The following is a 22,188-nucleotide window of genomic DNA, read 5'->3' on the forward strand; positions in this document are numbered from 1 at the left end:
GAGTTATTGTCAAATCTGGTGTATGACCATCAGGCAGCGCTCCTGTCAGATTGATCCTCCACCGGTATTCCATCCTGAAACTGCACGTTGTCCACGACCAGCTTCAGTTGGTTGAACCCCTTGATCCGCTTCCAGCGTTTCTGGGCGGATTGGAGCAACTTGAACACCATCGATAACGTGGTGTCGCGATTGCCACAAGACCGGCTCCGCTTGGTTCTCAGCCGTACTGTGGCGAAGGTGGATTCAATCGGATTGGTGGTCCGTAAGTGAATCCAGTGAATCGCCGGGAAATCGTAGAAGGCCAGCAGCTCATCCCGGTCCTTCTCCAGGTTTTCCATGGCCTTCGGGTACTTGTCCCGGAACCGCCGCAAAGCGCTGTCAAACGCCTTGTGGGCGCTGTCACGAGTCTCTGCCAGGTAGATCTCATGCAAGGCTGACTTCACCTTCGGTTGCACCGACTTGGGCAGCTTGTCCAGCACATTGGCCGTCTTGTGCACCCAGCACCGCTGGTGCCGGGTGTCCGGAAACACTTTGCTCAGAGCCTTCCAGAAGCCCAGTGCGCCGTCACCCACAGCCAGCCTGGGCGACGGCTCCAGACCACGTTCCCGCAAGTCCGTGAGCAGCTCTCGCCAACTGGCCTCGGACTCCCGGTGGCCATCCTCGACAGCCACCAATTCCTTGTGGCCATGCTCAGTCACGCCGATGATTACCAGCAGACAGAGTCGATCGTCCAGCCGGACGTTGCTGTACACGCCGTCGGCCCACCAGTACACATAGCGTTTCTGGCTCAAGTCCCGGCGCTGCCAGTCCTTGTGCTCATCCAGCCACTTCGCCTTGAGCCGGGAGACCGTGTTCGCCGACAACCCGTTGGCCTGCTCGCCGACCAGCGCGCTCAGGGCCTCCTGGAAGTCACCGGAGGAGACGCCCCGCAGGTAGAGCCAGGGAATCAGTTCCTCCAGACTCCGGGCACGCTTCAGGTAGGGTGGCAGCAGGTGGCTGTTGAAGCGAATGCCAGAGCCACTGCGGTCCCGGACTTTGGGAACCTGGACTTCTACGTCGCCGACGCCGGTCTGAACAGTGCGTTTGGGAAGGTGCCCATTGCGCACCACAGCACGGCGGCCATCCGGTGTCTTGACGTCTGCGCACTGCTTCAACAGGCTCTCCAGCTCCGTCTCGACAGCCTGTGCAATCAGATCACGGGCACCCTGACGGATTAACTCGTGCAAGGGATCGTTGCCGGCTACCTCTGGTTGTGAAAGAGCATGCAGGTTAGACTTGGACATGGCGTATCATTCCTCTGTTGGTTGTGATCGTCGCGGTGATCAACCAACAGGATACGCCACCCCTTCAACCTGCTTCCATACACCAGAAATCACCATAACTCCTCTTTTCAAACCACCGCGCTCAAGACGGTATTGCCTGCCGCTTTGGATAAAGTGATGATTTTGTCACAAGTATAAACCTGGCCTGGAAGAGTTGGAGATCGACGGAGTGTTGCAGGTCTGAAGGGACTGTCGTCAGATCACATCGGAGCTGAAAGCTACCAAATTCTTTTGGATGGGGTTTTGGATGGTAAAACAAAAAAAGCACCCTTAGGTGCTTGATTTGTATCTTTGTTTGGTGGAGACGGCGGGAATTGAACCCGCGTCCGCCAGTACTCAGCCTTGAGGTCTACATGTTTAGCGTCTCTCTATTGATTTAAGTTCAAGCGACCCGAGAGTCAGGGTGCAAGAACCGAGTTCTTTAAATCTTAGCCGTTAACCAGTGAACTCTGGGTAACGGAGCATCCCGTAAGCGATGACGTCCTGAGATGTTGCTTCCGGGCTACGGGCGACCCGGTCAGGACGACTAGCAGCTTACGCTGCTAGTGCGTAGTTTTCGTCGTTTGCGACTATTGCGTTGCAGCTTTGGATTAACGAGATTGGCTGCCATCTCGACATGCACTCAAGGGTTCGCCACCGGCGTCGAAGCCATGTCGTCCCCTTACCTTCAGTATATGTGTCCGGTTTGCCGGACTTCAAGGTTTCTTTGTTGCAGTTTTGTGCTTTCGGGGCTGTAGATGTACCTAGAACCCTAGCTGGCCTTGCGCTCAATGGCGTCATGTCGGCCTGCCAGGGCCTCGTGGCTCAGGGCCTCGAAGCTTTCCCGGAAGTAGCCCATCACGGCGTCCGGATCCGCGTGAATCGCCTTGTCCACGGTGATGCCGAATTGCACGGTGCCGGCATAACTGAGAATACTCATGCCGATACCGATGCTGCCGCTCTGGGGAACCCAGAACATGGGCTGGGTCAGCTTGCTGCCCGCCAGATACAGGGGCTCTTTCGGGCCGGGCACGTTGGTCAGTACCGCCGAGGCCTTGTTGCTGAGCAGATCCAAGGCCCTTCGTTCGATAACATCGGGGCCGCGCCCGAAGATATCAAGCAGGCTGTAGGTAACCTGGGCCTGATAGGACTGTTTGAGCCGGTTCATGTTCTCCTGCACCTGGCGGAAGCACATGAGCGGGTCCCTCACTTCCACCGGCAGGGTAACCAGTACGAGCCCGAACTTGTTGCCGAGGGTTTCGATGGGCTGATCAAGAGGCCGCAGATTGAACGGTACGGCGACCCGAATGCCGCACTCGGGGATGGTTTCTTTGTGGGCGGCAAAATGTCTCTGCAAGGCGCCTGTAACGGTGCAAAGGAGGGCATCGTTGATGGTGCCCCCCAGAGCCTTGGCACAGGCCTTTACCTCGGCAAGGTCGAGGGGATCGGCCCAGGCCACTTGCTTGCGCCCGGATAACGGCTCTTTCAGTCCGGTTTTGGGTTCGCCGGGCGCCAGGCCCAGTTTCAGGAGGTCAAGGGCGACACCGCTGGCGGTGGTGGCCAGTTTTAACGGGTAGTTGGGCTCCTCACGGACGGACTGGATAAACAGTCTGGCTTGGTTGGTGGCTGTCTGCGCGCTATCCACGGCACGGTGCAGAAAGTTCTGGATGGCCGATTTCCTGCCGGGTTTGGAGCGACGCTTGCGGGCCACTTTGCCCAGCCGGGGTTCCGGCGTTTTGTCGGTCAGTGACAGCATCACACGAACCAGCGAGATGCCATCGGCGATGCAGTGGTGAATGCGGATCAGCAGCGCACCGCCGTCGCCGTAATTGTCGATGTAGTGCATTTGCCAGAGCGGTTGCCGGAAATCCAGCGAGGTGCTGTTCATGTCACTGACCAGTTTCTGGAGTTCGGCTTTGTCTGCCTTGCCGGGTAGGGCGATGCGGTGCAGGTGGTTGTCCAGGTAGAACAGCGGGTCGTCCTGCCAGTAAGCCCGGTCTCCGGTGTCTATGACCCGTTGCCGGAATCGGTTGAAGCACAGGAATCGCTCTTCAAGCGTGTGCCTGAGGCGGCTCATGGAAACCGGCCGTTCCAGTGTCCAAACCCCGCAGATCATCATGGGGTTCTGGGGGGTGTCCATGCGTAGCCACGCGCGGTCTACGGCGGACATGGGTGTCTGTTTGGGTGACATAAGCGGCTCCCTTTGCCATGCACCAGAGTTCCCGAGTATAGGCCCGATGGAATTCTGAACAAAGAGAGTGAGTATGCGACATACCCGTTCACGCCGGCCATGACCGGCGTCAGGTATTTGTTAATTGGTGGCGGGCAGGATCAAACGTTGGTTTCGCGCAGGATGCGTTGCTTCTGGCGGTTCCAGTCGCGTTCTTTCTCGGTGGCGCGCTTGTCGAACAGCTTCTTGCCTTTTACCAGGGCGATTTCGCATTTGACCTTGTTGTTTTTCCAGTACAACGCCAGCGGAATGCAGGTGTAGCCGGCCTGGTTGACCTTGCCCACGATCTTGGCAATTTCCTTGGCGTGCAGCAGCAGCTTGCGGGTGCGCGTGGGGTCTGCGATCACGTGGGTGGACGCCGCAATCAACGGGGTAATGTGAGAGCCGAGCAACCAGGCTTCGCCGTCCTTGAGCAGCACATAGGCGTCCACCAGCTGGGCCTTGCCCGCACGCAGGGACTTCACTTCCCAGCCCAGCAGGGAGAGACCCGCTTCAAAGCGTTCCTCAATGTGATACTCGTGCTTCGCCTTTTTGTTCAGCGCAATGGTATTGCTCGGCGTTCCGGGTTTTTTCTTGCTCATGAATCAATGAATCCGGGGTCGGACGAATGAACGGGCCGGCGTTGCTGCAGCCGGAAAAAGGCGCATTGTAGCCCAACAGTGGCGGACCGGTCACGAATTCGGCGTTGTGGCGGTGTCCGGTTCGTGCGCGACGGGATCCTTCAGCTACAATACTGGCCCAGACTTTCTCCCCGACCTGTTGAGTGGCCTCAGGGAAGCGAATGCCTACGCCGTATCAGACACATATCGGGTCCTTTACCCGAAAATCAACCTTCTTCTGGGCCGCGGTGGGCGCTACCGTGGGTCTTGCCAACCTGTGGCAGTTCCCTTATCTGGCCAGTCTGCATGGTGGTGGCTTGTTCATCCTGCTTTACCTCGCCTGCCTGCTGCTGGTGACTCTGCCTCTGATGGTTACTGAAGCGGCTGTTGGTCGGTATTCCCGCCACGGCATTGTGCTGGCTATGGACGGGCTCATTCGCAGTGCCAGGCAGTCCCGGGCCTGGATGGCGGTTGGCCGGCTCAGCATACTGGCCGCCTTTCTGGTGCTCTCGTTTACGGCAGTCTTCGGATCCATTGCTCTGGCTTACGTGTTCTTCGGCGCACTTGGCCGTTTCTCCGGCGCCGGTGAGGCAGAGGCAACCGGGATTCTGGCGGGGCTGGTGTCCGACCCCAGGCAGTACCGGGTATTCATGGGCTGGCATATCTTCTTTCTGCTACTGGTGCTCTGGGTCTCAGCGCAGGGCGTAGTGAGGGGGCTGGAAAGGGCCCTGAGGGTGGTTGTGCCGGGCGCCCTGGTGCTGATGCTCGTGCTGTTCGCCCTGGCTGCCTGGCATGGTCGGATCGACGGGGCCATCAGCCACATTCTGGCCATGCATCCCGAGGACCTTTCCTGGGAAAGCCTGAAAGCCGCATTGTTTCATGCCTTTTTTACGCTCGGGCTCGGTATGGGTGTCTGGGCGATACTGGGCTCGTACACCACGCCTCAAACCCGTCTGAAGCGTTCGATTCTGGCCGTGGTGCTGATGGATACCCTGGTGGCGATTCTGGCTGGCCTGATGATCTTCGCGATCGCAACAGACGGCAACAGCTTTGATGGTGAACGGGGCTTCAGCCTGCTCTTTGTTTCCATGCCGGTCACGCTGGCCCAGTTGCCCGCGAGCCAGTTCGTGATCGCCGCTGTTTTTCTGCTGGTGGTGCTGATTGTCTGGACCACATCCCTGAATCTGCTGGAGCCCATCGTGGGCTGGTTCCGTGAGTGGACCGGGGCGCCCAGGGCGCTTTCGGTGCTGCTGATTGGTCTGTCGGTGTGGCTGGCGGGGCTCGCGTCTCTGCTGTCGTTTAATGTCTGGGCCGAGGAGCGGATGGGCGGCGCCACCATGTTCCGCTGGCTGGAGCTGATCACCGGTGGATTGCTGATCCCGCTCGTGGCCATCTTGATTGCGCTGTTTACCGGCTGGTGCCTGACCCGGCACCTTTCGGGTACCATGCTCGGCGCAACGCCAAGATTGTTCGCCGGCATCTGGTTCTGGGTGATGCGCCTGGTGCTGCCCCTCGTGGTTGCCTGGATAGGGATCCAGTACACGGCCTTTTCACTGGCTAACCTGTGCAGCAACGGCAATGTTGCAGCCTGGTGCGATCAGCCTGCTGCCATGGTCTCGGAAGACGGGGAAGTGGCAGCGAGAGATCGGCCTTTTGCCGCTACGCCGGCCGAGCCGGAGGAGAAAGCCGCCGAGGCCGAGAAGACAGCGCCCGCGTCAGATCAGAAGTCGCCGGAGGTGAAGGAAAATGGTGGTAAGTCAGGCGAAAAAGCCCCAAAACAGGACGATATCCTTTATGATAGCGTGTGATTGAGGCTCTCTTCCTTTCCAGAAGTCTGCAACCTTTTCACAGCGTGTTTGCAAGCAGGACAACCGGTTCCAATGCCCCATCAGATTGATAAAACAGCTTTGGTTATGCACTCCGCCGAGCGCATGTTTCACCTGGTGAATGACATCGCCCGTTACCCGGAGTTTCTCCCCTGGTGCGCTGGCGCGGAGATTCATGAGCGCCAGCCCGAGCAGGTGACAGCGTCGCTTGAAATTGCCAAGGGTGGGGTGCGGCATACGCTTACGACCCGGAATCAGTTGCTGATGCCGGAGGCGATCGAGATGAACCTGGTGGATGGCCCTTTTCGCAACCTGACCGGTCGCTGGCATTTCAAATCCCTGGATGAGAACGCCTGCAAGGTGATCCTGACCCTGGAGTTCGAGTTCTCCGGATCGCTTTCAAGGATGACCTTCGGGCCGGTATTCAGTCAGGCGGCCAATACGATGGTGGATGCCTTTTGCCGGCGCGCTGATGAGCTTTACCGGAAGGAGGGTGCATGATTCAGGTGGAAGTGGCCTATGCCCGGCCTGACCGGCAGGAAATTGTGCCGGTAAATGTGCCCGAGGGCACGACCGCGCTGGAAGCGGCCAAGCTGTCCGGGATCAGCGATATTTTTCCGGAGATCGATCCGGATACGATTGATATGGGCGTGTTCGGGAAGGTGATCAAGGACCCGGCCGCCCACGAACTGCGTGAAGGTGACCGGGTGGAACTGTATCGCCCGCTGAAGATCGATCCGAAGCAGGCGCGACTGAATCGGGCGAAAAAGAAAGATCAGGCTCAGTAGGCCGGCGTTTCTTCCAGCAGTTGTGCCTCGTAATAGGCGTACTGGTCTTCTTCGTAGTACACGATGATTCGCTGTTCCTGGATGTCCCCGCCTTCTCTCTGGAAGGTGTACACGTAGTATTCGCGGGAGGGGTCAACCGGGTTGAGCATGAGCGGTGTTCCCATCACTGCGTGCACCTGGCTGCGTGGCATGCCCTCGGTCAGTTGCGTCAGCTCCTCATCGGTAACGATGTTTCCCTGCTGGACGTTGATTTTGTAGACGCCCGGGAAAACGCAACCGGATAGAACGAAAGTGAGAATGAGAGCTGTGAGCTTTTGCATCGCCGGGGGAAATCCTCTATCTTGAAATCGCCTGCCAGAGGCAGGTGTGACACGGGTTAACCGTTCAATGGCGGCTTCATCATACCGGAAGCCGTGAGGCACACCAAAGAGTGAATAGTAACATGTCATCCGAAAACGCCGAATTACGAAAAGTCGGTCTGAAAGTGACTCTGCCGCGGGTCAAAATCTTCAATATTCTGGAGACCGCGGAGGAGCATCACCTCAGTGCCGAAGATGTATACAAGAAGCTTCTGGAGCAAGGCGATGACGTGGGGCTGGCAACAGTCTACCGGGTACTGACGCAGTTTGAAGCAGCAGGGCTGGTACTGCGCCATAATTTTGAGGGCGGCCATGCCGTGTTCGAGATGGCTGGCGACGACCACCACGACCATATGGTGTGCACCCAGACGGGTGAGGTAGTCGAGTTTGTCGACGAGGTCATTGAAGAGCGACAAAAGAAGATTGCCGAAGAGCACGGTTACGAAATCGTCGATCACAGCCTGATTCTGTACGTAAAGCCGATCAAGTCCTGAGCCTGGCTCGGGCCGTTGGCTCAAGGAACGAAAAAAGGGGCGGGTTTATGGCCCGCCCCAACAGCTCTCAGGATCGAGAGGGGTAGTGGATAGTTGCTCGCGGCTCAGTGATGGGTTGCCTGCCCCTTTGAAAACATTTCCCTGGCATGAGCGATCGTATGTTCGGTCATGTCCACGCCTCCCAGCATTCTCGCCACTTCACTGATTCTGCCCTGATCGTCCAGCGTCTCGATTTTCGAGAAGGTGGCATCCTGCTCGGTAAACTTGCTGACAAACAGGTGCTGATGACACTGGGCCGCCACTTGCGGCAGGTGGGTGACGCAGAGCACCTGTCCGTTGCCGCCAAGAGTCCGTAACAGTCGGCCAACCACCTCGGCCGTGCCGCCGCCAATGCCGACATCCACTTCATCGAAGACCAGTGTGGGTGTGGTTGATGTCTGGGCAACCACCACCTGGATGGCAAGGCTGATTCGCGACAGTTCGCCGCCGGAGGCTACTTTGGCCAGTGGCCGCGCAGGTTGCCCCGGGTTGGCGCTGACCAGGAATTCAATCTCTTCCAGTCCGTGGGGCGCTGGCTCCCCACCGTTGCTGCGGTTCAGGTGTGTAATGAACTGCATGTTGGGCATGCTTAACTGGGTGAGCTCCGCTGCGACCCGCTGATCCAGTTCGGCGGCGGCCCTGGCACGGGCCTCTGACAGCTCCGCGGCCAGCTCATCGAAGCGTCCGCGCTGGCTGTCCAGCTCTGCGGCCAGCTGCTCCAGGCTGCCCTCGCCACCGTCCAGCTCGGCCAGCTCGGCACTCAGGCGCTGATGCAGTTCCGGTAATTCTTCCGGTGTGATCCGGTGTTTGCGGGCCATCTGGTAGATGGCGCTCAGCCGTTCTTCCACTTCCGCCAGTCGAGCTGGGTCGGCCTCGTAGTCCTCGACGAAATGGCGAAGGTTGTCGCCGGCCTCACTGATCTGGATCTGGGCTTCGTTCAGCATCTGGATCGTGTCCGCCAGTGCAGGAACGTCCACCGGAAGCTGCTCCAGCTGCTGTAACGCCTGGCGCACCAGATCCACTGCGCTGGTTTCATCTTCGGTGCAAAGCAGGGCGGCCTGATGGCTGTTGTGCAGAACCGTATCCGCCTGGCTGAGCTGCGCCTGTTCCTGTTCCAGGTTTTCCTGCTCGCCCGCTTCCAGTGCAAGACGATCCAGTTCTTCCACTTGATATCGCAAAAGCTGGAGTTTGGCCTCTGCTTCATCGGCATTCTGCTGGCGTTCGGTCAGCCGCTGGCGGATCTGGTTCCAGGATTTCCAGGCTTCCCGTGTTTCAGCGGCCAGGGTCTCAACGCCGGCGAACTCGTCCACCAGCTTGCGGTGGGTTTCCTTGCGCAAAAGAGATTGGTGCTGATGCTGGCTGTGAATATCCATTAACACACCGCCCAGTTCCTTGAGGTGGTTCAGGGGGCAGGGTTGGCCATTGATGTAGGCGCGGGAGCGGCCATCCTTGCTGATGACCCGGCGCAGGATGCAATCGTTGTCGTCATCCAGCTCGTGTTCTGCCAACCATTCGGTTGCCTCAGGAATTCCGGATACGTCGAAGGTCGCTGTGATGTCGGCGCGTTTGGCACCATGCCGGACGGCGCCGGCATCGGCTCTGCCACCCATGGCCAGGCCGAGGGCGTCCAGAACGATGGATTTTCCGGCGCCGGTCTCGCCGGTCAATGCGGTCATGCCTTTGCTGAACTGGAGTTCCACTCGTTCAGCGATGGCGTAATTGGAAACCGTAAGTTGAGTCAGCATGCAGATAACCTCCGCGTTGTTCCTGAAACCGGCAAAACACTGTGGATGTATACAGTGACTGTGAATATATACAGGGTTTTTGTGGTTTGCAAACCTGAGGCAGGTATTTTCTTCAGGATTGCAGGCTTTGGTGGTTGAAACCTGGAGAGCGGGCCCCATATCCGTTCGCAACGACATTTTCCGGCTCGAGGCGGCCGGAGCCCATGTTTAACCGGCCACTGACAGCGGGCCGCTTTAGATGAAGCAGGAGTAGCCATGAGCACTGACGAGAACCGCAACGAGCACGAGGAACTGAACGAAGCCCTCGAGGCTGCGAAAGAGGAGGCCCAGGCCGCTGAAGGCGAAGCCGGCGACAACGAAACCTCCGAAGTGGAAGCGCTCCAGGCTCAGGTTCAGGAATTCCAGGAGCAGATGCTGCGCTCCCAGGCGGAAATGCAGAACGTGCGCCGTCGGGCCGAGATCGACGTTGAGAAGGCGCACAAGTTTGCCCTGGAAAAGTTCGTCAAGGAGCTGTTGCCGGTAGCTGACAGCCTTGAGAAGGCGGTCGAGAGCACCGAGGGTCACGATGAGTCCGGCGAACTGGTTGCCTCAATTCGCGAAGGCGTGGAAATGACCCTGAGTCTTTTCATGTCCAGCCTGAAGAAATTCAACGTTGAGCAGATCAACCCGGTGGGCGCACCCTTCGATCCCCAGCATCACGAGGCCATGTCCATGGTGCCTGCGCCGGATGCCGAGCCGAACAGCGTGGTAGCCGTGGTGCAGAAAGGGTATCTGCTGAATGGTCGTGTTGTGCGGCCGGCCATGGTGGTGGTCGCGAAAGCGGAAGATGCACCAAAAATTGATGAGCAGGCTTGAAAAGCCGATTAAAGCGCCAATATAGCCAGTAAATAGCGAAAGCGGAGGCAAATGGCCTCCTGGAAAGCATTCAGAAGAATTGGAGTGACTCAATGAGCAAGATTATCGGTATCGACCTGGGAACGACCAACTCTTGTGTAGCCATCATGGATGGCGACAAGGTGAAGGTAATCGAGAACGCCGAGGGTGATCGCACCACCCCGTCCATCATCGCCTACACCGACGATGGTGAGACCCTGGTTGGCCAGTCAGCCAAGCGCCAGGCGGTTACCAACCCGAACAACACCCTGTACGCCATCAAGCGTCTGATCGGTCGTCGTTTTGAAGACGATGTAGTCCAGAAAGACATCAAGATGGTGCCCTACAAGATTGCCAAGGCAGACAACGGTGATGCCTGGGTTGAAGTGAAGGGCGAGAAAATGGCGCCGCCGCAGGTGTCTGCAGAAGTTCTCAAGAAGATGAAGAAGACTGCAGAAGACTACCTGGGCGAAAAAGTGACCGAAGCCGTCATCACTGTTCCGGCCTACTTCAACGACAGCCAGCGTCAGGCCACCAAGGACGCAGGCAAGATCGCCGGGCTGGAAGTGAAGCGCATCATCAACGAGCCGACCGCAGCAGCCCTGGCTTATGGCCTGGACAAGAAGAGCGGCGATCGTACCGTGGCGGTATATGACCTGGGGGGTGGTACCTTTGACCTGTCCATCATCGAAATTGCCGATGTTGACGGTGAGCACCAGTTCGAGGTTCTGGCCACCAACGGTGACACCTTCCTCGGTGGTGAAGACTTCGACCTCAAGATCATCGAGTACCTGGCAGACCAGTTCAAGAAAGACAGCGGTATCGACCTGCGCGGCGATTCCCTGGCGATGCAGCGTCTGAAAGAAGCGGGCGAGAAAGCCAAGATCGAGCTTTCCAGCAGCCAGCAGACCGACGTTAACCTGCCGTACATCACCGCAGACGCGTCTGGTCCCAAGCACATGAACGTGAAACTGACCCGTGCCAAGCTGGAATCTCTGGTAGAAGACCTGGTTCAGCGCAGCCTCGAGCCGTGTAAAGTAGCGCTGCAGGACGCAGGCATGAAGGCAGGCGAAGTCGACGAGGTTATCCTGGTCGGCGGTCAGACCCGCATGCCGCTGGTGCAGGAAAAAGTGAAAGAGTTCTTCGGCAAAGAAGCTCGCAAGGACGTTAACCCGGACGAAGCTGTGGCGATGGGTGCTGCCATCCAGGCGGCCGTTCTCTCCGGTGATGTGAAGGACGTTCTGCTGCTGGACGTAACCCCGCTGACCCTGGGTATTGAAACCATGGGCGGTGTGGCAACTCCGCTGATCGACAAGAACACCACGATTCCGACCAAGAAGTCGCAGACGTTCTCCACAGCGGACGACAACCAGACCGCGGTAACCATTCACGTGGTTCAGGGTGAGCGTAAGCAGGCTGCCCAGAACAAATCGCTGGGCCGTTTCGATCTGGCTGATATTCCGCCGGCAGCGCGTGGTGTGCCGCAGATTGAAGTTACCTTCGATATCGACGCCAACGGTATCCTGAACGTGTCCGCCAAAGACAAGGCGACCGGTAAAGAGCAGTCAATCGTGATCAAGGCCTCTTCCGGTCTGAACGATGACGAAATCGAGAAGATGGTGCAGGACGCCGAGGCCAACGCCGAGGAAGATCGCAAGTTCGAAGAGCTTGTCCAGGTTCGCAACCAGGGCGACGCGATGGTTCACGCCGTTCGCAAGACATTGAACGAAGCCGGTGACAAGGTCAGCGACAGCGAGAAAGAGTCCATCGAAGCGTCCATCAAGGAGCTCGAAACCGCTCTGGAAGGTTCCGACAAGGAAGACATCGAAGCCAAGACTCAGAAGCTGACCGAGGTCTCTTCCGAGCTGGCCCAGAAGATGTATGCAGATCAGGCGGATCAGACCCAGCAAGCCGGTGGGCAGGAAGAAGCCCAGGGCCAGAAGTCTGACGATGCTGTCGACGCTGAGTTCGAAGAAGTCAAAGACGACGACAAGCGATAAATCTGACGTACATCAGGTAGTTGGAAAACGCGGGGAGATCCCCGCGTTTTCCGCGTTTAAAAACAGGGTTTTAAAAGCATGGCCAAGCGCGATTATTACGAGATTCTCGGGATTTCCCGGGACGCGGACGAGAAGGAAATCAAGCGAGCCTACCGAAAGCTCGCCATGAAGTACCACCCCGACCGTAACCCGGACGACACCGAAGCCGAGAACAAGTTCAAGGAGGCCAGCGAAGCCTACGAAGTACTGGCAGAGCCGTCCAAGCGGGCTGCCTACGACCAGTTCGGCCACGCGGGCGTTGACGGCCAGGCCGGAGGCGGCGGATTCGGAGGCGGCGGTGCCAGCTTCTCGGATATCTTCGGCGATGTATTCGGCGACATCTTTGGTGGCGGCGGTCGTGGCCGCAACACCCGGGGTGCGGACCTGCGCTACACCCTGGAGCTGGATCTGGAAGAGGCCGTGAAAGGCAAGACGGTCCAGATCAAGATCCCGGGGCATCGCGAATGTGAAGTATGCGACGGCAGCGGCGCCGAGAAAGGCTCCCGCCCGGAAACCTGCAGTACCTGTAAGGGTATGGGGCAGGTGCGCATGCAGCAGGGCTTCTTTACCGTACAGCAGGCCTGTCCGACCTGTCGGGGCTCCGGCCAGATCATCAAGAACCCCTGTAAGGCCTGTCACGGTCAGGGCAGGGTTCAGGAAGAGAAAACACTGTCGGTCAAGGTGCCGCCCGGCGTTGACACCGGCGACCGCATTCGCCTTTCCGGTGAAGGCGAGATGGGCGTCGATGGTGGTCCTCCCGGAGATCTGTATGTGCAGATAGCCGTGCGGGAACATTCCATCTTTACCCGCGATGGCCGCAACCTCTATTGCGAAGTTCCCATCAGCATCGTTGATGCCTCTCTGGGTGGAGAGCTCGAGGTGCCGACACTGGATGGCCGGGTGAAACTGAAGATTCCACCGGAGACCCAGACCGGCAAGCTGTTCCGCCTTCGTAACAAGGGTGTCAGCCCGGTTCGTGGTGGTCCTGCTGGTGACTTGCTGTGCCGTGTGATCGTGGAAACGCCGGTGAATCTGACCAAGCGCCAGAGAGAGCTGCTGGAAGAGTTCCAGAAAACTCTGGACGCCAGTAACGGCACAGAGCACGGCCCGAAGAAGACCTCCTGGTTTGAAGGCGTGAAAAGCTTCTTCGACGAAATGAAATTCTGATCGGCGCGACAAGAAGGAACGCGAGCATGAGGGTAGCAATCATCGGCGCCGCCGGGCGCATGGGAAAAGTCCTGATTGAAGCCGTTGACGGCACCGAGGGTCTCGAGCTGGGTGCCGCCGTGGTCGAGCCCGGCAGTAGCCTGATCGGCGCCGATGCCGGCGAAATGACCGGGATCGGCAAAACCGGCGTCAAAATGGCCGGCAGCCTGGCCGATGTGAAGGATGATTTCGATGTGCTTATCGACTTCACCTTCCCGGACCTGACTCTGGAAAACGCCGAGTTCTGCAAGGCCAACGGCAAGATGCTCGTGATCGGCACTACCGGCATGTCCGACGCCGAAAAGCAGCAACTGGCTCTGGCCGCCGAGTCCACGCCCGTAGTGTTTGCGCCCAACATGAGCGTGGGCGTTAACGTCGTCCTCAACCTGCTGCGCACCGCCGCCGCAACCCTGGGTGACGACTACGACGTGGAGATTATCGAAGCCCATCACCGCCACAAGAAAGACGCGCCCTCGGGAACGGCCCTGCGCATGGGTGAAGTCGTCGCCGATGCCCTCGGTCGTGACCTGAAAGAGTGTGCCGTCTATGGTCGTGAGGGCTTCACCGGCGAGCGAACCCGCAAGGAAATCGGTTTCGAAACGATTCGGGCGGGGGATGTGGTGGGTGATCACACCGTCTTGTTCGCCACCGAGGGTGAGCGTATCGAGGTGACCCACAAGGCCAGCAGCCGGATGACCTTTGCCAAGGGTGCCATGCGGGCCGCTTTATGGCTGAAGGATAAGCCGGCCGGGCTTTATGATATGCAGGACGTGCTGGACCTCAAGTGAGGCCATTTCTCGTGGACACAAAGCGCCATATTTTTTACAATAAGGCGGTTTGACTGCACCAAGCGTACCTTTGCACAAAGATTCTGAAAAAGCGGGACCGAGTTAAGACTCCGTCTCGCTTTTTTGCAACCTGAATTTGCGCTTGCGTTCCTGTTCGTGACGAACCGATACGCCACTCGATGAGGATACAAGCCTTGAGCACACCAGCAATCCTTGCACTCGCAGACGGAAGCCTGTTCTACGGCACAGCCATCGGCGCTGACGGAGAAACCAGCGGCGAAGTGGTGTTCAACACCGCCATGACCGGCTACCAGGAAATCCTGACCGACCCGTCCTACTCCCGCCAGATCGTGACCCTGACCTACCCGCATATCGGTAACACCGGTGTGAACGAAGAAGACATTGAGTCAGACCGCATCCAGGCCGCCGGCCTGATTATCCGCGATCTGCCTCTGCTGGCCAGCAGCTGGCGTAGCAAGGGAACTCTGGACGATTACCTGCGAAGCAACAACATTGTTGGGATCGCCGACATCGATACCCGCCGTCTGACCCGCATCCTCCGGGACAAGGGCTCCCAGAACGGTGCCATCGTTGCCGGTGAAAACGCCACTGCCGAGCGGGCTCTGGAACTGGCAAAAGCCTTCCCGGGCCTCAAGGGTATGGATCTGGCAAAAGAGGTTACCTCCGACAAGATCTGGTCCTGGAAAGAGACGGAGTGGACCCTGGGCGAGGGTTACGGTGAGCGTGAGGAATCACGGTTCAAGGTGGTTGCCTGGGATTACGGCGTCAAGCTGAACATCCTGCGCATGCTCGCCTCCCGGGGCTGCGACATCACCGTGGTGCCGGCGCAGACTCCGGCCTCCGAGGTTCTGGCGATGAACCCGGACGGTGTGTTCCTGTCCAATGGTCCCGGGGACCCCGAGCCCTGTGATTACGCCATCACCGCCATCAAGGAAGTGCTGGAAACCGAGATTCCGGTGTTTGGTATCTGTCTGGGGCACCAGTTGCTGGCCCTGGCCAGCGGTGCCAAGACCATGAAGATGGGGCATGGCCACCACGGAGCCAACCATCCGGTTCAGGATATCGCCACCGGCACCGTGATGATCACCAGCCAGAACCACGGGTTTGCCGTGGATGAGGCAACTCTGCCGGCCAATGTCGAGGCGACTCACAAGTCCCTGTTTGACGGCACCCTGCAGGGCATTCGCCGGACCGACAAGCCGGCCTACAGCTTCCAGGGCCACCCGGAAGCCAGCCCCGGCCCCCATGATGTGGCCCCGCTGTTTGACGAGTTTATCCGCCTGATGGAGGCGCGATCGGCCTGAGACCGATCGCTACGGAAAGCTCACGGGCGCCGCGTGTTGCGCTGCCAGAATTCAAAAGTTGCTGACAGGTTTACCAAGACATGCCAAAACGTACCGACATCCAAAGCATCCTGATCCTGGGCGCCGGCCCCATCGTGATCGGGCAGGCGTGCGAGTTTGATTACTCCGGAGCCCAGGCCTGCAAGGCGCTGCGCGAAGAGGGTTACCGGGTTATTCTGGTTAACTCCAACCCGGCAACCATCATGACCGACCCGGTCATGGCCGATGCCACCTACATCGAGCCGATCACCTGGAAGACCGTCGAGAAGATCATCGAGAAAGAGCAGCCGGATGCGCTGTTGCCCACCATGGGCGGCCAGACCGCGCTGAACTGCGCCCTGGACCTCGAGCGCCACGGCATTCTGGAAAAGCACGGCGTGGAAATGATCGGCGCCAACGCCGACACCATTGATAAAGCCGAAGACCGGGACCGCTTCGACAAGGCCATGAAGAAGATCGGCCTCGAGTGTCCGCGGGCCACCATCGCCCACTCCATGGAAGAAGCCTGGAAAGTGGCTGACGACATCGGCTTCCCGTGCATCATCCGCCCGTCTTTCACCATGGGCGGCTCCGGCGGCGGTATCGCCTACAACCGCGACGAATTCGAGGAAATCTGTACCCGTGGTCTGGATCTGTCCCCGACCAACGAACTGCTGATCGACGAATCCCTGATCGGCTGGAAAGAGTACGAGATGGAAGTTGTCCGCGACAAGAACGACAACTGCATCATTGTCTGCGCCATCGAGAACTTCGATGCCATGGGTGTGCACACCGGTGACTCCATCACCGTGGCCCCGGCCCAGACCCTCACCGACAAGGAATACCAGATCATGCGGAACGCCTCGTTGGCAGTCCTGCGTGAAATCGGTGTGGAAACCGGCGGCTCCAACGTGCAGTTCGGGATGAATCCGGACACCGGCCGCATGGTCGTCATCGAGATGAACCCCCGTGTGTCCCGCTCCTCGGCGCTGGCCTCCAAGGCCACCGGCTTCCCGATCGCCAAGGTCGCGGCCAAGCTGGCGGTAGGCTACACCCTGGATGAGCTGCGCAACGAAATCACCGGTGGCGTCACCCCGGCCTCGTTCGAGCCGTCCATCGACTACGTGGTCACCAAGATCCCCCGGTTTACCTTCGAGAAATTCCCCCAGGCCGATGCCCGCCTGACCACCCAGATGAAATCCGTGGGTGAGGTCATGGCCATTGGCCGCACCTTCCAGGAATCCCTGCAGAAAGCCCTGCGCGGCCTGGAAGTGGGCTCCGAAGGCTTTGACGAGAAACTCGAAGACCTGGATTCCGAGAATTCCCGGGAAACCCTGACCCGCGAACTGAACGTGCCCGGTGCCGACCGCATCTGGTACATCGGCGACGCTTTCCGGGCTGGCATGACGGTGGAGGACCTGCACGAGCATACCCACGTGGATCCCTGGTACCTGGTGCAGATCGAGGACCTGATCAGGGAAGAGCAGGCGCTGAAGAGTGCCGGCAAGGCCGACATTGACCAGGCCACCCTGTTCCGTCTCAAGCGCAAGGGCTTCTCCGATGCCCGCCTGGCGAAACTGCTGGGCATCTCCGAGGTAAGCCTGCGCAAGCTGCGCCACGATCTGGATATCCGCCCGGTGTACAAGCGCGTGGATACCTGCGCCGCCGAGTTTGCCTCCGACACCGCGTACATGTACTCCACCTATGAGGAAGAGTGCGAGTCGGACGCCAGCGACCGCGAGAAGATCGTGGTGATCGGTGGTGGCCCCAACCGGATCGGCCAGGGCATTGAGTTCGATTACTGCTGTGTGCATGCGGCCCTGGCCATGCGTGAAGACGGCTACGAAACCATCATGATCAACTGCAACCCGGAGACCGTGTCCACCGACTACGACACCTCCGACCGGTTGTACTTCGAGCCGATCACCCTGGAAGACGTGCTGGAAATCATTCACGTCGAGAAGCCCAAGGGCGTGATTGTGCAGTACGGCGGCCAGACCCCGCTGAAACTGGCCCGTGGCCTGGAAGCGGCCGGTGTGCCGATCATCGGCACCAGCCCGGACGCCATTGACCGTGCCGAGGACCGGGAACGGTTCCAGCAGATGATCACCCGCCTGGGCCTGAAGCAGCCGGAAAACGCTACCGTGCGCAGCCACGAGGAAGGCATCCTGGCAGCCAGAGAGATCGGCTACCCGCTGGTTGTGCGTCCGTCTTACGTGCTGGGCGGTCGTGCCATGGAAATCGTCTACGACGAGGAAGAACTGGTTCGCTACATGCGCAACGCAGTGCTGGTCTCGAACGACAGCCCGGTGCTGCTCGACCACTTCCTGAACGCCGCCATTGAGGTGGACATCGACGCCATCTCCGACGGTAAAGACGTGGTCATTGGTGGCATCATGCAGCATATCGAGCAGGCCGGCGTTCACTCCGGTGACTCCGCCTGCTCGCTGCCGCCGTACACCCTGTCCCAGCAGGTTCAGGACGAAATGCGCGATGCCGTCAAGAAGATGGCCATCGAGCTGGATGTGGTCGGTCTGATGAACGTGCAGCTGGCCTGGCAGGACGGCGAGATCTACGTGATCGAGGTAAACCCGCGGGCCTCGCGTACCGTGCCGTTCGTGTCCAAGGCCATCGGTGTGTCCCTGGCCAAGGTGGCGGCCCGGGTGATGGCTGGCAAGACCCTCAAAGAGCTGGAGTTCACCCAGGAAATCATCCCCAGCTATTATGCGGTGAAAGAGTCGGTGTTCCCGTTCAACAAGTTCCCGGCGGTGGATCCGATCCTTGGGCCGGAAATGAAATCGACCGGTGAGGTCATGGGCCTGGGTGACAGCTTCGACGAAGCCTTCGCCAAAGCCGCGTTGGCTGTTGGTGAGCGTCTGCCGGCCAAGGGCACTGCGTTCATGTCTGTGCGGGATGTTGACAAGCCCGGCGCCGCAAAAGTGGCCCGGGATCTGGTCGAAGCCGGCTTCAAGCTTGTGGCTACCACCGGCACCGCCAAGGCCCTGAAAGAGGCCGGAATCAAGGTTGATCGGGTGAACAAGGTCCGTGAAGGCCGTCCGCATATTGTGGACGCCATCAAGAACGGACAGGTTCAGCTGATCATCAATACCACTGAAGGTCGCAAGGCCATTTCCGACTCGGCCCAGATCCGCCAGTCGGCGTTGCAGACCAAGGTAACCTACACAACAACACTGGCGGGCGGCGAAGCCTTCTGCCGGGCCATCAAGTTCGGCCCGGAGCGCACTGTACGCCGCCTCCAGGATCTTCACGCAGGAAAGTGAGACTATGGCTGACAGAGTACCGATGACAAAGGCGGGCGAGACCCGCCTCCGCGAGGAGCTTCAGAAGCTGAAGTCCGAGGATCGTCCCCGGGTTATTGCGGCGATTGCCGATGCCCGGGAGCACGGCGACCTGAAAGAGAACGCTGAATATCATGCTGCCCGCGAGCAGCAGAGCTTTATTGAAGGCCGTATCCAGGAAATCGAGGGCAAGCTTTCAGCCGCTCAGGTAATCGATGTGACCACCATCGAGAATACCGGCAAGGTGATCTTCGGCACCACGGTACACCTGCTTAACATGGATACGGACGAACAGGTGATCTACAAGATCGTTGGTGAGGATGAGGCGGATATCAAGGCAGGCAAGCTGTCGATTTCCTCACCGATTGCGCGGGCGCTGGTAGGCAAGAGCGAGGGCGATGTGGTCGCCATTCGCGTGCCTTCCGGTACCGTGGAATACGAGATTGAGCAGGTCGAGTACATCTGATCTCGTCTGTGCTGAACGAAAAAAGCCGGCTGGGGTTTTCCCGAGCCGGCTTTTTTGTTTCTGTGTTCCGGGCGGATCAGTGTTTGTGGCGCAACAGGTTGGAGAGCTTGGGATTCGGCTTTTTGGCCCGGCGCAGTATTACGGCGATCTTGCCGATGGTCTGGACGAGCTCGGCGCCAGAGGATTCGCACAGCGCGGTGATCGCCTCGTGCCGGGTTTCCCGGTCTTGGCTCGCCACCTTGATCTTGATCAGCTCATGATCATTCAGTGCGCGCTCGAGTTCTTCCTGCAGTCCCTCGGAAAGGCCTTTGTCGCCAACAATGATGACGGGCTTGAGGTTGTGGGCAATCGCCCGGTATTCCCGGCGCTGTTCCGGTGAAAGACTCATGATGTAATCTCTTTATTGGTGCAATTAACAAAAGGTCAGCGGCGGAAAGGCTGACTTGAACGTATAATCGACGAATTGTAACAGATCGTTCCGCTGTAAGAATGGCCGTTAACACGTATCGACGTGGGGGCAGCAAGCAGAAGGAACCAATCCGGGTGGCAAGGGTCAAAAGGTTCGCGGAATTGGGGGCGTATTGAGGGTTGCTGTTGTAATTTCAGATATGGCGCCCAATATGAAGGTTAAGGCGACTTTTCATTAAAAAACTGTGTGCTGCGTGTGGCCGATACGGATGGGCCGTTTCTGGTGGACGGGCGTACAATTGGTGTAAGGTGTCAGAAAAGGGTGCTTTGAGAAAGGTTAACCCTACAATTCACAGGTGATGATCCTTGAACGATATGGCAAAAAATCTGGTTCTCTGGCTAATTATAGCCGCCGTGCTGCTGATGGTGTTTCAGAACTTTTCTCCCACCACCACCGGCCAACAAGTCAACTATTCCCAGTTTGTGGAGATGGTCCAGGAAGGCCAGGTCCGTCAGGTCACAATCGATGGGTTGCAGGTTCAGGGTACCCGTGGTGACGGCTCCCAGTTCCAGACAATCCGTCCTCAAGTGTCTGACAACAAGCTGATGGACGATCTGCTCGCGAACAACGTTGAGGTTATCGGTAAGGAGCCTGAGCGCCAGAGCCTGTGGACACAGCTTCTGGTAGCCGCGTTTCCGATACTGATCATCATCGCACTGTTTGTGTTCTTCATGCGCCAGATGCAGGGCGGCGGTGGCGGCAAAGGCCCCATGTCGTTCGGCAAGAGTAAAGCGCGTCTGATGAGCGAAGACCAGATCAAGACCACCTTCGCGGACGTGGCCGGTGTTGATGAAGCCAAGGAAGATGTTAAGGAACTGGTGGATTTCCTGCGAGATCCCAGCAAATTCCAGCGTCTTGGCGGCAGCATCCCCAAAGGTGTCCTGATGGTTGGTCAGCCGGGTACGGGTAAAACCCTGCTCGCCAAGGCTATTGCCGGCGAAGCCAAGGTGCCCTTCTTCTCCATCTCCGGTTCTGACTTTGTCGAAATGTTCGTGGGCGTGGGTGCTTCCCGGGTTCGTGACATGTTCGAACAGGCCAAGAAGCAAAGCCCCTGCATTATCTTCATCGACGAGATCGATGCTGTTGGTCGCCACCGTGGCGCCGGCATGGGTGGCGGTCATGACGAGCGTGAACAGACGCTCAACCAGCTGCTCGTTGAGATGGACGGTTTTGAGGGTAATGAAGGCGTTATCGTAATTGCCGCTACCAACCGTCCCGACGTTCTCGACCCGGCACTGTTGCGCCCGGGCCGTTTCGACCGTCAGGTTGTTGTTGGCCTGCCAGACATCATTGGTCGTGAGCAGATCCTCAAGGTGCACATGAAGAAAGTGCCCCTGGCGGACGGCGTCGAGCCGGTTCTGATCGCTCGTGGCACGCCCGGATTCTCCGGTGCGGACCTCGCAAACCTGGTCAACGAGGCGGCGCTCTTCGCGGCCCGTCGCAACCAGCGTCTCGTGTCCATGGAAGAGTTCGAGCTTGCCAAAGACAAGATCATGATGGGCGCCGAGCGCAAGTCCATGGTGATGAGCGAGAAAGAAAAGCGGAATACGGCTTATCACGAGTCTGGCCACGCTATTGTGGGTCGTCTGATGCCGGAGCATGATCCGGTGTACAAGGTGAGCATCATTCCGCGCGGCCGCGCTCTGGGTGTCACCATGTTCCTCCCCGAGGAAGACAAGTACAGCCATAGCAAGCGCTTCCTGATCAGCTCGATTTGCAGTCTGTTCGGTGGCCGCATCGCGGAAGAACTGACGCTGGGCTTTGATGGTGTGACGACCGGCGCTTCGAACGACATCGAGCGGGCGACTAGTCTGGCCCGCAACATGGTGACCCGTTGGGGTCTGTCCGAGAAGCTGGGTCCGTTGCAGTATGATACCGACAGCGAAGAGCCGTTCCTCGGCCGGTCTGCGGGTCAGTCCCAGACGGTGTACTCACCGGAAACGGCCCAGCGCATTGATGAGGAAGTTCGCAACATCATCGACAGCTGCTACGAAAAAGCCAAGCAGATTCTGGTCGATAACCGGGACAAGCTCGACATGATGGCCGACGCGTTGATGAAGTACGAAACCATCGACCGTCACCAGATTGATGACATCATGGAAGGCCGCACACCTCGCCCGCCGAAAGGTTGGGGAGACAGTGGTCCCGCTGGTGGTGTCAAGGCCGACGAGCCTGAGACGGCGCCGGAGCCAAAGGCTTCCGATGACGGTCGTCATCCCGGCGTTGGCCGGCCGGCCGGAGAGCACTGACGGCTAGCAGCTTTTGGTTATAAAAAGAGTGTAGTTCCCTGCGCCGCCCGGATTCCGGGCGGCGTTTGTTTTTGT

The 22,188-nt window shown here is 58.7% G+C and carries 18 protein-coding genes and 1 other RNA gene; 12 read left to right on the forward strand and 7 right to left on the reverse strand.

Annotated elements, in window-relative coordinates; all coding sequences use genetic code 11:
• Nucleotides 1-29: 29 nt before the first annotated feature.
• The 4 genes from BM035_RS16840 to smpB all read right to left on the reverse strand — a co-directional run bounded on the left by BM035_RS16840 (nt 30) and on the right by smpB (nt 4,112).
• On the reverse strand, nt 30-1,283 hold the full coding sequence (locus BM035_RS16840) for an IS256 family transposase (RefSeq protein ID WP_008172221.1): 1,254 nt from the start codon (nt 1,281-1,283) through the stop codon (nt 30-32).
• Between the two features lie 335 nt (nt 1,284-1,618).
• Nucleotides 1,619-1,983, reverse strand: a transfer-messenger RNA (tmRNA) gene (ssrA, locus tag BM035_RS16845).
• A 90-nt stretch (nt 1,984-2,073) separates the two neighbouring features.
• Complete coding sequence (locus BM035_RS16850) at nt 2,074-3,492, reverse strand: wax ester/triacylglycerol synthase family O-acyltransferase (protein ID WP_008171504.1); 1,419 nt, start codon at nt 3,490-3,492, stop codon at nt 2,074-2,076.
• Between the two features lie 140 nt (nt 3,493-3,632).
• Nucleotides 3,633-4,112, reverse strand: a complete 480-nt coding sequence (smpB, locus tag BM035_RS16855) for an SsrA-binding protein SmpB (RefSeq protein ID WP_008171507.1) — start codon at nt 4,110-4,112, stop codon at nt 3,633-3,635.
• Between the two features lie 200 nt (nt 4,113-4,312).
• On the opposite strand from smpB, the gene BM035_RS16860 reads away from it, so the two are divergent.
• The 3 genes from BM035_RS16860 (at nt 4,313) to BM035_RS16870 (ending at nt 6,744) form a co-directional block, all read left to right on the forward strand.
• Entirely contained in the window at nt 4,313-5,938 is a 1,626-nt protein-coding gene (locus BM035_RS16860) for a sodium-dependent transporter (RefSeq protein WP_008171508.1), read from the forward strand.
• Nucleotides 5,939-6,010: 72 nt separating this feature from the next.
• Nucleotides 6,011-6,457, forward strand: coding sequence for a type II toxin-antitoxin system RatA family toxin (locus BM035_RS16865; protein ID WP_008171509.1), 447 nt, complete (start codon nt 6,011-6,013; stop codon nt 6,455-6,457).
• Nucleotides 6,454-6,744, forward strand: coding sequence for an RnfH family protein (locus BM035_RS16870; protein WP_008171510.1), 291 nt, complete (start codon nt 6,454-6,456; stop codon nt 6,742-6,744). Before BM035_RS16865 ends, BM035_RS16870 begins: the two co-directional genes overlap by 4 nt.
• On the opposite strand, the gene BM035_RS16875 is transcribed toward BM035_RS16870, so the two are convergent.
• Nucleotides 6,738-7,064 (reverse strand): outer membrane protein assembly factor BamE, encoded by a 327-nt coding sequence (locus BM035_RS16875; RefSeq protein ID WP_008171511.1) that lies wholly within the window; start codon nt 7,062-7,064, stop codon nt 6,738-6,740. The two genes, BM035_RS16870 and BM035_RS16875, sit on opposite strands and share 7 nt — an antisense overlap.
• Nucleotides 7,065-7,186: 122 nt before the next feature.
• On the opposite strand from BM035_RS16875, the gene fur reads away from it, so the two are divergent.
• Nucleotides 7,187-7,597, forward strand: coding sequence for a ferric iron uptake transcriptional regulator (gene fur, locus BM035_RS16880; RefSeq protein ID WP_008171512.1), 411 nt, complete (start codon nt 7,187-7,189; stop codon nt 7,595-7,597).
• Between the two features lie 104 nt (nt 7,598-7,701).
• On the opposite strand, the gene recN is transcribed toward fur, so the two are convergent.
• Entirely contained in the window at nt 7,702-9,381 is a 1,680-nt protein-coding gene (recN, locus tag BM035_RS16885; protein WP_014578304.1) for a DNA repair protein RecN, read from the reverse strand.
• Nucleotides 9,382-9,636: 255 nt separating this feature from the next.
• Between recN and grpE the strand changes: the two genes are divergently transcribed.
• The 7 genes from grpE to greA all read left to right on the forward strand — a co-directional run bounded on the left by grpE (nt 9,637) and on the right by greA (nt 19,395).
• On the forward strand, nt 9,637-10,236 hold the full coding sequence (gene grpE, locus BM035_RS16890) for a nucleotide exchange factor GrpE (RefSeq protein ID WP_008171515.1): 600 nt from the start codon (nt 9,637-9,639) through the stop codon (nt 10,234-10,236).
• Between the two features lie 92 nt (nt 10,237-10,328).
• The gene (dnaK, locus tag BM035_RS16895) at nt 10,329-12,254 is read left to right on the forward strand and encodes a molecular chaperone DnaK (protein ID WP_014578301.1); all 1,926 of its coding nucleotides are present in this window, start codon (nt 10,329-10,331) and stop codon (nt 12,252-12,254) included.
• Nucleotides 12,255-12,332: 78 nt separating this feature from the next.
• Nucleotides 12,333-13,460, forward strand: a complete 1,128-nt coding sequence (gene dnaJ / locus BM035_RS16900) for a molecular chaperone DnaJ (RefSeq protein WP_008171518.1) — start codon at nt 12,333-12,335, stop codon at nt 13,458-13,460.
• A 26-nt stretch (nt 13,461-13,486) separates the two neighbouring features.
• Nucleotides 13,487-14,287, forward strand: coding sequence for a 4-hydroxy-tetrahydrodipicolinate reductase (gene dapB, locus BM035_RS16905; RefSeq protein WP_008171519.1), 801 nt, complete (start codon nt 13,487-13,489; stop codon nt 14,285-14,287).
• A 194-nt stretch (nt 14,288-14,481) separates the two neighbouring features.
• Entirely contained in the window at nt 14,482-15,612 is a 1,131-nt protein-coding gene (carA, locus tag BM035_RS16910) for a glutamine-hydrolyzing carbamoyl-phosphate synthase small subunit (RefSeq protein ID WP_008171520.1), read from the forward strand.
• Between the two features lie 80 nt (nt 15,613-15,692).
• The gene (carB, locus tag BM035_RS16915; protein WP_008171521.1) at nt 15,693-18,911 is read left to right on the forward strand and encodes a carbamoyl-phosphate synthase large subunit; all 3,219 of its coding nucleotides are present in this window, start codon (nt 15,693-15,695) and stop codon (nt 18,909-18,911) included.
• Between the two features lie 4 nt (nt 18,912-18,915).
• Nucleotides 18,916-19,395: a transcription elongation factor GreA gene (gene greA / locus BM035_RS16920; protein ID WP_075267597.1), complete on the forward strand. Its 480-nt coding sequence runs from the start codon at nt 18,916-18,918 to the stop codon at nt 19,393-19,395.
• 76 nt (nt 19,396-19,471) lie between these two features.
• On the opposite strand, the gene yhbY is transcribed toward greA, so the two are convergent.
• On the reverse strand, nt 19,472-19,783 hold the full coding sequence (gene yhbY / locus BM035_RS16925; RefSeq protein ID WP_008171523.1) for a ribosome assembly RNA-binding protein YhbY: 312 nt from the start codon (nt 19,781-19,783) through the stop codon (nt 19,472-19,474).
• Between the two features lie 386 nt (nt 19,784-20,169).
• On the opposite strand from yhbY, the gene ftsH reads away from it, so the two are divergent.
• Nucleotides 20,170-22,113 (forward strand): ATP-dependent zinc metalloprotease FtsH, encoded by a 1,944-nt coding sequence (gene ftsH / locus BM035_RS16930; RefSeq protein WP_169702170.1) that lies wholly within the window; start codon nt 20,170-20,172, stop codon nt 22,111-22,113.
• Nucleotides 22,114-22,188: the final 75 nt, after the last annotated feature.

This window comes from Marinobacter sp. DSM 26671 (assembly GCF_900112835.1).
In the GTDB taxonomy this organism is placed as follows: Bacteria; Pseudomonadota; Gammaproteobacteria; order Pseudomonadales; family Oleiphilaceae; genus Marinobacter; species Marinobacter flavimaris.